Source organism: Marinobacterium sp. xm-d-579 (genome assembly GCF_013282935.1).
Lineage (GTDB): Bacteria > Pseudomonadota > Gammaproteobacteria > Pseudomonadales > Balneatricaceae > Marinobacterium_E.
On sequence record NZ_WBYP01000001.1, the window covers coordinates 584,786 to 597,282 of the forward strand.

Below are 12,497 nucleotides of genomic sequence, written 5' to 3' on the forward strand. Positions count from 1 at the left end.
TGACGAGAACAACTATGTCTTCAAGCAACCAAGAACTTAAAAAAGCGGGACTCAAAGCGACTCTTCCGCGCATCAAGATTTACCAGCTACTCGAAGATGCCAATGAGAATGACCATTGGAGTGCTGAAGACATCTACAAGCACCTCATGCTTCAGGGCGAAGAGATAGGTTTAGCCACGATCTACCGTGTTCTGACTCAGTTTGAAGCGGCCGGTCTTGTTATGCGTCACCGTTTTGAGAACGGCCACTCAGTCTTTGAGCTGGCGTCGGATGACAACCACGATCACATCGTCTGTGTTAAAACCGGTGAAGTTAAAGAGTTTAACGACCCCATCATCAACGCTCGCATCGAAGAGATCGCGAAAGAGCACGGCTATGAGATGACCGGTCGAACTCTTCACATCTACGGCCTTAAGAAGAGCTAATGCAGGCTACGGGCGATCGCTCTTTACAGGCAAAGTTCACCATCTCTCTATTGATGTTGGCTCTGTGCCTGGTTGCCCTATTCAGCCTGACCATTGGCTCATCAAACACTTCTCTCGCCAGCTCACTTTGGGCGTTAATGCAGGGCGAAGCCATCGGCATTCAAGAGCAGGTCATCCTGTTTGATATTCGCGCCCCCAGAACAGTCATGGGCCTATTGGTCGGCGCTAGCTTAGCTGTCTCGGGTGCCATTATGCAGGGGCTGTTCCGCAACCCTTTGGCTGATCCAGGTCTTATTGGTGTCAGCTCCGGTGCAGGTTTGGGTGCCGTGACAGCCATTGTCATAGGTGGGCTGTTACCCATCTCACTCTTAAATAGTATCGGTGGATTTCTGGTCCCAATCGCGGCCTTCTTAGGTGGCTGGGGCTGTATGCTGATTCTCTACAAGATCGCGACGCGTCAAGGCAGAACCTCGGTCGCCGTGATGCTGTTAGCTGGCTTAGCACTCAGCGCCTTTGCTGCGGCACTGTCGGGATTGTTGATCTACTACTCCAACGACAGTCAGTTGCGTAACCTAACCTTCTGGAATCTTGGCTCCATTGCCGGTGCTAGTTGGAGCTCACTGAAAGTCGCTGGGCCGTTGATGCTAATCTCGCTACTGTTAGCTCCGTTACTCGCTTCTGGCTTAAACCGTTTAGCGCTGGGTGAAGCCGCTGCCATGCATTTAGGCGTTTCGGTGCAGCGTCTTAAACGAGCCGCTATCCTACTGGTTGGATTATCCGTTGGGGTCGCCGTAGCCGTTTCAGGTGCGATCGGATTTGTCGGCATCATCGTGCCCCACCTGCTGCGCCTGGTCATAGGACCAAACCATCGCTATCTACTGCCTGCCGCGGCACTGTTAGGCGCTATTGCTCTTATGTTAGCCGACATTCTCAGTCGTACACTGATTGCACCGGCGGAGCTACCCATCGGCATTGTCATGGCGATATTGGGTGGGCCATTCTTCCTCTACCTGCTGCTGCGTAATCGTAATCTGCTGGATCTCTAATCATGATTATCACCAAGGATCTCAGCGTAGGATTCCACCGAACCGAGGTACTGTCGAAGGTCGATTTTCGCGCCGAACCGGGGCAGTTGGTCTCGATTGCAGGACCGAATGGATCGGGGAAAACCACCCTATTAAGGGCACTCTCAGGTGAAATTGATTACCGAGGCGAGATTCATTTTGATGGCGAAAACCTAGCTGATCTTTCACACCAAACACTCGCCAAACGCCGCGCGATTCTACCGCAAGCGACCCAGTTGGCTTTCCCCTTTACTGTGTTGGAAGTGGTACAGATGGCGGACCTAGATCGCCGATCAGAACGTCCATTTCAGGCTCTCCAGCGTGTCGGTTTAGAAGGCTTTGAATCACGTTTTTATCAAGAGCTCTCTGGCGGTGAGAAACAGCGCGTTCAACTGGCACGTATTCTGGTACAAGTCTGGCAGCCTGTGATCGATGGTAAAGCCAACTGGCTGCTGCTCGATGAGCCAGTCTCCTCTTTGGACATCGGCCACCAAATCGAAGTGATGCAACTTGCTAGAGACTATGCCAACGCTGGCGGTGGCGTCATCTGCGTCATGCACGACCTGAACTTGGCCGCGATGTTCTCGGACAGCATTGCACTGTTTGAGAAAGGACGACTGCTGATCCAAGATTCGCCCGATGCTGTGTTAACCGATGACAACCTTTCAACCGCTTATCAGTGGCCGGTTCGAGTGAATCGGACACCGAGTGAATCCATGCCCTTTGTCCTACCGCAAACGGCTAAACGAGATTAATGTTACTGCTCAAGGAGATCACCATGTTTAGACACACTGCCCTTATACTCACGTCTCTCAGTATCACTGCTTGTGCTACAGCACCGGACCTTCGGTTTAAAACCACCGAAGAGATCAGCGACCTTCTTATTGAGAAGGACAAAGCAACCATCGAGATGCAGCTCGGACAACCGCGTACCATCGCACAAGAGGGGCCACACACTTGGGTCTGGACCTACCACTCAGACATGATGCCCAATAAGAGCCCAAACCAAGGGAAGTGCGAGCTGGTCATTACATTCGATGATGACAAGCCGATCAAAGCGGTGGTCAACTCGACTGAGTACTCACCCTTTGTGCAGGAGCTGCAGACCTGTAACGATCTGGTGCAACAGCTGCAGTAATCACTGTTGCTTTTATGCCGCCGAGTTTTAAATGGCTGGGTAGATCTGTTGCGGATCAATGGTCGCTGAGCCAGCCTCTGAACTGAGCCAGATCTGCCCATCAGTAATCGACGCGCTGATTTGCGCACCGCGCTCGGCCAAGGCGGTTAACGCCTCACTTTGATCCTCGTTGATGCGGTAGATAATCAAACTATTTTGGCTAGCGACCAACTTTTTTACACCTTCCCACCAAGGGTTGAAGGCCTGATCCGAGCCATAGGTGATCAAAACCGTCTTTTGTGAGCGGTTGCACGCCTTCTTCAAGCGCTTTTCACTCGGCAAGCCCACTTCTAACCAGAGTTCGATCTCATCAGCGTAGCTCTTTAGCCATAGATCGGGTTCATCCTCTTCACAGAGGCCACGGGTAAACTCCAGACGCTCTTGCGCGTTCATCACAAAGGCTAACAGGCGCATCATCATGCGCTCATCTGTCTCTGAAGGGTGTCTGGCAAGTGTTAACGAATGATCGACGTAGTAGTTGCGATCCATATCGGCAATTTGCAGAAAGATTTTAAAAACGGTGGAGTTTTGCGCCATATCTGTTCCCTAAAAACAAACTGTCATTAGTGACAGATAAAAAAGTTGTGACTTTACTGGATTTTACTACAAAGCCGTCTATGCTGACTCTAACTGATTGCGAAAGTTGTGTTGTCTTCGCATAGATAAACAAAATATGAGTGCTCTCAATGATCCACATGCTCGACAGCATTAAACGCATCCCTCTCTGGCTGAAAGTCGTCATTCTCGCCATGCAAGGTCTATTCTTTTTTTGCGGTAGGGATCACGCTGCAAGGATTCTATTCAGACCACCAAAGACATCTCGCTTATGATCGAGCGACGCAACAGCAGAAGCTCTATCGCAACAGCATTACCAGACTGGGTGAGTTTCGTGGGCTCTGCACACTGGCGCGAATTGAACCCACACCCTCTAGTGAGCTCATTCAGCTCTGCGAAAGCGCCAGTTTTAACCTAGTCGAAGCGCTAGAAGCGATGGATTACCCAGACGCCGAAATCGATCAGATTCTCTCTGTCGATGGACAGTACTACGAGATCTTTTTAAGAAAGAGTGCCTATTCTGAGCAACTGTTAAAAGAGCTTTTTCAAATCTACCGTGATTCAGGAGTACAGTTGGAAGAGAACATCCTCTCGTACACAGCCGGCCGAACCATCTTTGTACACCTACCCGATCTGATTGAAAAAATGGGTTTCGTTCGCGGCATAACGGGATTATCCAATTCTGGCCTGGTCTCACGCAATAATCTTTACATTGCAAAAGGTCGAGTTACGGAGATCCTTAGCAACACCCGAAACACCATAGAAGCCTTCGAACAGGCCAATGCAAGTAGCTCCCCGTCAGAATTATTACTCGATTTTGAAATCATCGAACAGCAGATCGTTGAGCATTTTGAGCGATTAGATCGATACCGTTTCATGGAGTTGAGGGATCCAACAAAAGACTACGATCTCGATCTCTTTTTAAAAGCAACTGAGGTGATTGACGAAATACAGCAATTGTATGATTTCACTGAAGAGACCTATAAAAGCTTATTGGCATCAGAGCATGATAGGACTGTTCAATTAGCAGGGTTATTCATTCTCTTTGCTTTGGTGACTCAGTTGCTTCTAATACTGATGTTCCGATTTATGCTGCGCGCCATTCACCAGATTGAAGAGACCTCTGAAGAAGCCGTAAAAGCCTCTTCATCTTTGGCGAAGACGCTTAAACAGCAGGATAAGATGTTTGCCATCATTGGACACGAACTGCGAACTCCGGCTGCTGCTTTAAATATGCAACTGAATGAAATGCGGCTTGAAACAGAGCAAAACAAGCGCATTGAAGAGGCACATGCTACATCACAGCACCTGCTCGACGTGCTAGATGATATGAGGGTGGGTACCGACAAATCATTAATTACAGAGAGTCGAATTGAAACCCAGCTTTCGGTCTATCGCATCATCAAAGAGGCGAGCCACACTCTCTACTACACGGCCAATCAATACGGTGTCGATATTCAGGTGCGCGGCAACAGTGATGGGATTCACATTGGCTATAAAAAACAGATTCGCCAAATCATTATTAATATGACCAAAAATGCCATTGTGCACAGCCAGGGCACAGAGGTTATTTTAGATCTGAGCCATACCTCATCAGAAGATCAAACTGAATATCAGCTGCAGATAATCGATAACGGCAAGGGCATTAAAGATGAAGATATCGCACGGGTCTTTGAGGCCTTTGAACGTGGTGATACCAAAGCATCCGGAACCGGCCTTGGCCTACATATTAGTCGCGAACTAGCCCGCAGCTTGCCTAATGGGGACTTGGTCTACAGCCCAAATCCTGAAGGGGGTGCGATCTTTACCCTGAGTTTCACACTCAAACAGGCCAAACAAGAAGCAGCAGCAGCAGCAGCAGCAGCAGCAGCAGCAGCAGCAAAAGAGCATGCAATCAAAGGCAAAAAGATACTACTGGTCGAAGATACCGCTACCTTAAGAATGCTGGGCAAAACCATACTGACCCGCGAAGGTGCCGAGGTGGTTGATGTAGAGAACGGGCAATTAGCGCTAGATGCCTACTCTGAACAGAGCTTTGATCTGGTCATCACCGACATCATGATGCCGGTAATGGATGGCTATGAACTGACCGAAACCCTCAGATCTCTGGGAGCTACGTTACCGATTATTGGTGTTACCGGTGCCACGGTGGGTAATGAGGCAGACAACCTGCTGGCGAAAGGGGCCGATCGAGTTTTGCCGAAACCTTTGAATCTCGACCAATTAGAGACAGCGCTTAAAGAGATAGAGGCGAATTAACTACCCCGTTGGAGCGATCTTGCAAAGGTCGCGATGCTTTACCGTTCATCGCCTCATCTACGATAAGGCTCCAACAAAAAGCATTAACGAGAGACTGCACGAACCGTTGGAGCGATCTTGCAAAGGTCGCGATACTTTAACGCTCATCGCCTCCTCTTCGAGAAAGCTCCAACAAGAGCGTTTAGAGAGACTGCACGAACTGTTGGAGCGATCTTGCAAAGGTCGCGATGCTTTACCGTTCATCGCCTCATCTACGATAAGGCTCCAACAAAAAGCGTTAACGAGAGACTGTACGAACCGTTGGAGCGATCTTGCAAAGGTCGCGATACTTTACCGTTCATCGCCTCATCTACGATAAGGCTCCAACAAAAAGCGTTAACGAGAGACTGTACGAACCGTTGGAGCGATCTTGCAAAGGTCGCGATGCTTTACCGTTCATCGCCTCCTCTTCGAGAAAGCTCCAACAGATATAGGGCAAGGTTTAGCAGATACGCTCACCGGTTTGGATATCAAACGCGACCGCTTTCGCCGTATTAACCTGCACCTCTGTACCAGCGCCTGCCGTCATGCCCGCCTTAGGGGAGAGACGTGAGTGAACATCAATGCCGTTCCATTGACCAATCGCCATGGTGTCAGCCCCCATAGGCTCCACAACATCAAAGTCCAACTTCATGCTGTGCAACCAATCCTGATCTTCAGGTGCCGGCTTAGGCTCGGTGATCATCTCTGGACGAATACCCAACACCACACGATCAAGGCCTTTTGCAGCAATTGCCTCGGCACATGGCAGTTTTAGATGATGTGTTTCACCCGCAGATTCAACAACCGCTTGCCCCTCTTTGATGTCGACCTCAATAAAGTTCATCGGCGGAGAACCCATGAAGCCTGCGACAAACATATTGGCTGGGTTGTTGTAGATCTCGTCCGGAGTACCCAACTGCTGCACGATGCCATCTTTCATAACGGCAATACGATCAGCCAGAGTCATCGCTTCGATCTGATCGTGCGTCACGTAAACAATGGTCGTGCCAAGACGCTTGTGCAGCTTCTTGATTTCAGTACGCATCTCTACACGCAACTTAGCATCCAAGTTCGATAGAGGCTCGTCGAATAGGAAGACGCGCGGCGAACGCGCTAGGGCACGGCCCATGGCAACACGTTGACGCTGACCACCTGAAAGCTGGCTCGGCTTACGATCCAGTAGGTGATCGATCTGAAGCAACTTAGCCACCTCGTTGACGATGCGATCACGCTCCTCTTTAGGGACTTTACGCATCTCTAGACCAAAAGAGATGTTGCGCGCAACGTTCATCGTTGGGTAGAGCGCGTAGCTCTGGAAGACCATCGCAATGTCGCGATCTTTTGGCGAGGCCAAAGTCACATCCTTACCCGCCAACTCAAGCGTACCACTGGTCGCATCTTCAAGACCCGCAATGATATTCATCAGCGTCGACTTACCACAGCCTGATGGACCCACCAGGATGAGGAATTCACCATCCTGAATGTCGATGTTGATCCCTTTTAGGATGTCTGTTTCACCAAAGGATTTAGTGACGTTATCGATTAATAGAGAGCCCATAATAGTTATCCTTTTACCGCGCCAGCTGTCAGGCCGCGTACAAAATATTTACCTGCAAAGATGTAGACCAGTAGAGTGGGAAGCGCTGCAATCACGGCAGCCGCCATATCGACGTTGTACTCTTTACCGCCCATCGATGTATTAACTAGGTTGTTCAGTGCCACTGTGATCGGCTGCGTACCCGGACCTGAGTAGACCACGCCAAATAGGAAGTCGTTCCAGATCTGAGTGAACTGCCAGATGATCGTGACCGTGAAGATAGGTAGAGATACTGGCAGGAAAATGTGGCGGAAAATCTGGAAGAAGCTTGCGCCATCCAGTTGCGCCGCTTTCACCAACTCAGTCGGAACAGAGACATAGAAGTTACGGAAGAAGAGCGTCGTAAACGCGACACCGTAGATCACATGCACCAGAACCAGACCGGTTACTGTGTTGGCTAGGCCCAATTCAGCCAGTAGACGCGCCATCGGTAGCAAAATCACCTGAAACGGAATGAAGCAGCCAAACAGCAACATACCAAACATTAGGTCGCTGCCGCGGAAACGCCATTTAGAGAGCACGTAGCCATTCAGCGCCCCGATCACGGTCGATAGAATGACGGCCGGAACGACGATCTTCACGCTGTTCATAAAGAAGGGTGCTAGACCCTGACACTCGGAGCCGGTACACGCACTGCTCCACGCTTTGATCCAGGCATAGAGCGTTGGATCCTGTGGCAGTGCCAGTAGGTTACCGCTACGAATCTCTTCGATGTCTTTAAACGAGGTTGTCAGCATCACATAGAGTGGCGCTAGGTAGAACAGCGCAAACGCGAGCAGACAGCCATAAATAAATAGACGACCTAAGTTAAATGAACGATTAGCGACCATTTTTTCCACCTCGTAGTTCTGAGTAGAGGTACGGCACAATAATCGCCAAAACACCCATCAACATAATCATCGCACTGGAGGCACCCACACCCATCTGCGCTCGGTTAAAGGCGTAGGTGTACATAAAGTTAGCCGGTAGGTCAGACGCGTAACCCGGACCACCGCCCGTCAACGCTTGCACCAGGTCGAAGCTCTTAATCGCAATGTGAGAGAGAATGACAATCGCACTGAAGAAGACCGGACGCAGAATAGGCAGAATCACATACCAATAGGCTTTCATCTTGCTCGCGCCGTCGATCTCGGCCGCTTTAATCAAGCTGTCGTCCACGCCACGAAGGCCCGCAAGGAACATCGCCATAACAAAACCACTCGACTGCCATACCGCTGCAATTACAATGGTGTAGATCGCCATGTCCTGCTCAACTAGCCAGCGGAACTCGAAGTTCTCGAAGCCTAAATCACGGACCAGTTTTTCAAGACCTAGACCTGGGTTGAGGATCCACTTCCAGGCCGTACCCGTGACCACAAATGAGACAGCCATGGGGTAGAGATAGATGGTACGCAGCGTACCCTCTAAACGAATCTTTTGATCCAGAAGGATCGCTAGGAACAGACCTAGCAGTAACGAGACCGCGATAAACAGAACGCCAAACACCACCAGGTTATTCAGAGCCACATCCCAGCGCGGATTGGCAAACAGCTTGGCGTATTGATCAAAGCCGACAAAGTCCCACTGAGGCAACATTCGACTCTTAGTAAAAGATAGCGCTCCGGTCCAAATCATAAAGCCATACATGCAGACCAACATCACCGCGGTGGTGGGGGCTAACACAATTTTTGGCAATAAGGACTCTAGCGTCATTGGCTTTTTAGCCTTTGACACACTCATCGTGAATCTCCTAAAAAAGTAAATAAGAGCCCCCAGGGTTGAGGGCTCTTGGTCGGATTACATCGCTGCTTGGATAGAAGCGATTAGCTGAGCTTTACCCTCAGCAGCCGACTGATCTGAGTTGAAGAAGTTAGTAGCGGTATCGTAGATAGCGCCAGAAACTGCTTCAGGGACAGCCATACCGTGCGCGAAGCTTGGTACTAGACCGCCAGTTTGTGCAGAAGATACAAAGGCATCCATTGACGCGTGTGCACAGCTATCGAACTCGTCACGAGCCATGCCTAGACGTGCTGGGATAGAACCTTTGTTAAGGTTGAAGACTTTCTGGAAGTCCTGACCTAGGATCTGCTTAGCCATCTCTTGTTGAGCTTTCTGTGCGTCAGCATCAGACTGCGCGAAGAAGGCAAAAGAGTCGACGTTGAACGTGAATGAACCTGACGTGCCTGGTGCTGCAACACATGCGTAATCAACGCCTGGTGTCTTACCAGCAACAGTGAATTCACCTTTCGCCCAGTCACCCATAATCTGCATTGCAGCTTCACCGTTGATGACCATTGATGTCGCAACGTTCCAGTCACGACCTGGAGAGTTTTCATCGATTAGACCACGGATCTCACCGAATACGCGGAACACCTCTTCAGTCGTTGCGCTGTTAAGAGCGTCTGCATCTAGCTCAACGAATGCTTTCTGGTAGTACTCAGGACCGCCCACACCAAGCACAACAGCTTCAAATACAGTCGCGTCCTGCCAAGCTTGGCCACCGTGCGCTAGGGCAATGTAGCCAGCGTCTTGGATCTTTTTAGCTTGAACTAGGAAATCGTCCCAAGTTGTTGGGATGGTAGCGCCCGCTTTTTGGAAGATCTCTGGGTTAGCCCACAACCAGTTTACACGGTGTACGTTAACTGGAGCGGCAACGTATTTGCCGTCGTGTTTCATTACATCAGAAACCACACCAGGTAGAAGTGCATCCCAGTTGTTCGCTTTAGCGACGCTATCGATGTCTGATAGGAAACCTAGCTCACCCCACTCTTGGATCGATGGGCCTTTGATCTGTGCTGCAGTCGGTGGGTTACCCGATACTGCACGTGACTTAAGAACGGTCATTGCGTTCTCACCGCCACCACCAGCAACTGCGAAATCTTTCCAGCCCACACCCGCTTCAGTCAGTTTCTCTTTTAGGTATGCAACCGATTTCGCTTCACCGCCACTTGTCCAGTAGTGAAGAACTTCTACGTCAGCAGCTTGTGCTGCAGTTGATAGTGTTGCTGCAGCTACGCATGCAGCTAAAGTACGTTTGATCATTGAGTAAACCTCTTTATTGTTGTTTATAGGTAAGAATACCTTGGGAACTGGCGATCAAGATCTTCAGTTCTTCAATCAATATAACAACTTGAGTCTTACGCAGAGTTTCGTTCTGTTACAAAGTGTGACAATGGAAAACGAAGCTCAACGATCAAACCGCCCCCTTCACGATCAAGCAGCTCAATACTGGCACCGTGCAGCTGCGCAATCGACTTAACAATGCCCATACCCAGACCGACATGAATCGATGAGGGCGCTTTATCGATGCGATAGAAGGGCTCAAAGACTCGCTGCTTTAACTCATCACTGAGACCCGGGCCTCGGTCACACACCTGCACCACCAACTCATTGTCTTCCGGCTCTTTATGGCCAAAGATCTCGACTCCACGCCCGTAGTGCAACGCGTTATCGATCAGGTTAGTAAACAGGCGTTCAAGCGAGAGACGGCGACCCTCTAAGACAAACTCATCGGGCAGTGTCGCAGAGCTGGGCAGCCCTTCGATCTCTGCACTGGCAAGGGCTGACTCAATCACCTGTTTCAGATCGATCTGTTCGCTGTTCTCGTGAATGGCGCCATCTTTAATCATCTGCAAGGACGCTTTGACCAGCAGATCGACGTTCTCGATGTCACCAATCAGGTTATCGCGCAGTTTATCGTCATCAATCATCTCAACCCGCAAACGGGCGCGTGTCAGCGGGGTTTTCAGGTCATGGGAGATTGCGGCAAACAGCTTCTCGCGATCGGAGATAAACTTCTCAAGCCGTTGCGCCATCTGGTTAAAGGCACGAATGGTTGTCTGCATCTCCCGGGTACCCTCGGCCGGAATCAGGGAGGGCGTTTTACCGCGCCCTAGGGCATCCGCCTCACGAGCTAACCTTCGCAAGGGTCGAACAATACCGGCCACCAGCAGGGTCACCAAAACAACCACGGTCAGTGTCACTGCTAATAAAGAGACCAACCGCTCAGACTCAAACAGAGTACTGCCCATGAAATCCCCACCAGGGAATACCGTGGCCAGATAGACCCACTCGTCCGGGTTTAATTTAAGCTGCACAACGACGACGGGGCTGTCATCACCGGGATCTAACAGGGCAAACCGCTGCCATTTGGGTGGCAGCTGCACCATCAGGTTGTCATCAGAGAGAATGCGAAGATTCGAAAACGCAACGAACTCAACCGCAAAGTCTTCGGATTTATAGGCTAACTGGCGGGCTGCATTCTGTTTAACACGCTCGCCAACAAGCTGCTGTAGCTCAGTGTTGGGCAAGGTCTCTAGATGAATTTTTTGACTGTTAATCGAGACAAAGTAGCGCGTACCGCCCATATCGCGCAGCTGATCGAGCACGATGTGACGATATTCACGCGGTAGTTTAGAGAAGAACTGAATCGTCTGACCTATGCGCGCGCCCATCACTTCCGAGATCTCAACGAGACGTTCGCGTTCTGCCTGTTGAATCTGGCGTGTCCAGACATAAGAACTGACCGCCTGTGCCACTAAGACACCGATGATCAACACCAGAGACATGCGTGCAATGATCGACTTAGGCATCAGCCGATCGCGTAGGCGGGACCAAAAACCGATCATTTTAGAACCAGGTGGTACCCTTTGCCGCGAATGGATTTGATCGTCTCATCCTCGCTGAAGGGGGTCAATTTGGTGCGGAGTCGACTGACTAAGGTATCAATCGAACGATCTTGCGGAAGCGCCGCATGCCCCTTAAGCTCCATGCTGAGCTGATCACGGCTGATGACACCGTCATGGCCATGCAGTAGCGCCAACAGATCAAACTCAGCCCCAGTCAAACTAAGCGCTTCACCATTGACTGACACGGTTCGTTTCGCCCTGTCTAACAGTAGATTAGAGCTAGCAGTTGGTGATTCGACGGGGGCGGATCGACGCAGCAGCGCTTTAATGCGAGCCAACAATTCGCGAGGGTTAAAGGGTTTACCCATGTAATCATCTGCACCCAACTCAAGACCCAGGATACGATCCACATCGTCACTGGCAGCGGTGAGCATAATGATCGGCAAGTTGGAGTCCTGACGCAGAGTACGACAGAGAGCCAGTCCATCCATGCCCGGCAAACCGACATCAAGAATCAACAGCTCGGCAGCACTGTAGTCGCCCTCAAGCAGCGCTTCAGCCGACTCAAACGCAAGTACCGTGAAACTGTTTTTCTCTAAGTAATCCGAGAGCAGTGAGCGTATCTCGTGATCATCATCAACGAGTGCAATGACAGGCATGTAGGGTAACTTCCTAATTGTTATCTTTTTACTCTAACGATAAACACTTACGAGAGCTAGCCTTACTAAGTTCACCACCAAATTACCGTTGGAGCGATCTTGCAAAGGTCGCGATTCTTTCAATCCCCATTCG

The 12,497-nt window shown here is 50.3% G+C and carries 12 protein-coding genes; 5 read left to right on the forward strand and 7 right to left on the reverse strand.

Annotated elements, in window-relative coordinates:
- Positions 1-14 precede the first annotated feature (14 nt).
- The 4 genes from fur to XMD579_RS03075 are packed head-to-tail and all read left to right on the forward strand — an operon-like array spanning position 15 to position 2,627.
- Complete coding sequence (gene fur, locus XMD579_RS03060; protein WP_173480167.1) at positions 15-425, forward strand: ferric iron uptake transcriptional regulator; 411 nt, start codon at positions 15-17, stop codon at positions 423-425.
- Positions 425-1,471, forward strand: a complete 1,047-nt coding sequence (locus tag XMD579_RS03065) for an iron ABC transporter permease (protein ID WP_173480166.1) — start codon at positions 425-427, stop codon at positions 1,469-1,471. The genes fur and XMD579_RS03065 overlap by 1 nt, the downstream gene beginning before the upstream one ends.
- 2 nt (positions 1,472-1,473) lie before the next feature.
- The gene (locus XMD579_RS03070; protein ID WP_173505799.1) at positions 1,474-2,244 is read left to right on the forward strand and encodes a heme ABC transporter ATP-binding protein; all 771 of its coding nucleotides are present in this window, start codon (positions 1,474-1,476) and stop codon (positions 2,242-2,244) included.
- Between the two features lie 23 nt (positions 2,245-2,267).
- On the forward strand, positions 2,268-2,627 hold the full coding sequence (locus XMD579_RS03075) for an outer membrane protein assembly factor BamE (RefSeq protein ID WP_173495647.1): 360 nt from the start codon (positions 2,268-2,270) through the stop codon (positions 2,625-2,627).
- Between the two features lie 27 nt (positions 2,628-2,654).
- On the opposite strand, the gene XMD579_RS03080 is transcribed toward XMD579_RS03075, so the two are convergent.
- Positions 2,655-3,203 (reverse strand): YaeQ family protein, encoded by a 549-nt coding sequence (locus XMD579_RS03080; protein ID WP_173489020.1) that lies wholly within the window; start codon positions 3,201-3,203, stop codon positions 2,655-2,657.
- Positions 3,204-3,656: 453 nt separating this feature from the next.
- Here XMD579_RS03080 and XMD579_RS03085 point away from each other — a divergent pair, with 453 nt between their 5' ends.
- Positions 3,657-5,480, forward strand: coding sequence for a hybrid sensor histidine kinase/response regulator (locus tag XMD579_RS03085; RefSeq protein WP_173505800.1), 1,824 nt, complete (start codon positions 3,657-3,659; stop codon positions 5,478-5,480).
- A gap of 481 nt (positions 5,481-5,961) precedes the next feature.
- Here the strand turns inward: XMD579_RS03085 and XMD579_RS03090 are convergent, their stop codons facing one another.
- The 6 genes from XMD579_RS03090 to XMD579_RS03115 form a co-directional block, all read right to left on the reverse strand.
- A complete protein-coding gene (locus XMD579_RS03090; protein WP_173480160.1) occupies positions 5,962-7,059 on the reverse strand; it encodes an ABC transporter ATP-binding protein in 1,098 nt (365 codons plus the stop codon).
- Positions 7,060-7,064: 5 nt separating this feature from the next.
- Positions 7,065-7,928 carry a carbohydrate ABC transporter permease gene (locus XMD579_RS03095; RefSeq protein ID WP_173480159.1) on the reverse strand — a complete coding sequence of 288 codons (864 nt, stop codon included), beginning with the start codon at positions 7,926-7,928 and terminating at the stop codon, positions 7,065-7,067.
- A complete protein-coding gene (locus XMD579_RS03100; RefSeq protein WP_173480158.1) occupies positions 7,918-8,817 on the reverse strand; it encodes a carbohydrate ABC transporter permease in 900 nt (299 codons plus the stop codon). The genes XMD579_RS03095 and XMD579_RS03100 overlap by 11 nt, the downstream gene beginning before the upstream one ends.
- 57 nt (positions 8,818-8,874) lie before the next feature.
- On the reverse strand, positions 8,875-10,119 hold the full coding sequence (locus XMD579_RS03105) for an ABC transporter substrate-binding protein (RefSeq protein WP_173480157.1): 1,245 nt from the start codon (positions 10,117-10,119) through the stop codon (positions 8,875-8,877).
- Positions 10,120-10,214: 95 nt separating this feature from the next.
- The gene (locus XMD579_RS03110; protein ID WP_217363795.1) at positions 10,215-11,705 is read right to left on the reverse strand and encodes an ATP-binding protein; all 1,491 of its coding nucleotides are present in this window, start codon (positions 11,703-11,705) and stop codon (positions 10,215-10,217) included.
- Positions 11,702-12,364 (reverse strand): response regulator transcription factor, encoded by a 663-nt coding sequence (locus XMD579_RS03115; protein WP_173482756.1) that lies wholly within the window; start codon positions 12,362-12,364, stop codon positions 11,702-11,704. Before XMD579_RS03115 ends, XMD579_RS03110 begins: the two co-directional genes overlap by 4 nt.
- Between the last annotated feature and the right edge of the window lie 133 nt (positions 12,365-12,497).

Coding starts and splice junctions, on each gene's coding strand:
- XMD579_RS03095 (WP_173480159.1), bottom strand. CDS start 7,928: ATGGTCGCTAATCGTTCATTTAACTTAGGTCGTCTATTTATTTATGGC.
- XMD579_RS03075 (WP_173495647.1), top strand. CDS start 2,268: ATGTTTAGACACACTGCCCTTATACTCACGTCTCTCAGTATCACTGCT.
- fur (WP_173480167.1), top strand. CDS start 15: ATGTCTTCAAGCAACCAAGAACTTAAAAAAGCGGGACTCAAAGCGACT.
- XMD579_RS03085 (WP_173505800.1), top strand. CDS start 3,657: ATGGATTACCCAGACGCCGAAATCGATCAGATTCTCTCTGTCGATGGA.
- XMD579_RS03105 (WP_173480157.1), bottom strand. CDS start 10,119: ATGATCAAACGTACTTTAGCTGCATGCGTAGCTGCAGCAACACTATCA.
- XMD579_RS03065 (WP_173480166.1), top strand. CDS start 425: ATGCAGGCTACGGGCGATCGCTCTTTACAGGCAAAGTTCACCATCTCT.
- XMD579_RS03080 (WP_173489020.1), bottom strand. CDS start 3,203: ATGGCGCAAAACTCCACCGTTTTTAAAATCTTTCTGCAAATTGCCGAT.
- XMD579_RS03100 (WP_173480158.1), bottom strand. CDS start 8,817: ATGAGTGTGTCAAAGGCTAAAAAGCCAATGACGCTAGAGTCCTTATTG.
- XMD579_RS03115 (WP_173482756.1), bottom strand. CDS start 12,364: ATGCCTGTCATTGCACTCGTTGATGATGATCACGAGATACGCTCACTG.
- XMD579_RS03110 (WP_217363795.1), bottom strand. CDS start 11,705: ATGATCGGTTTTTGGTCCCGCCTACGCGATCGGCTGATGCCTAAGTCG.
- XMD579_RS03090 (WP_173480160.1), bottom strand. CDS start 7,059: ATGGGCTCTCTATTAATCGATAACGTCACTAAATCCTTTGGTGAAACA.
- XMD579_RS03070 (WP_173505799.1), top strand. CDS start 1,474: ATGATTATCACCAAGGATCTCAGCGTAGGATTCCACCGAACCGAGGTA.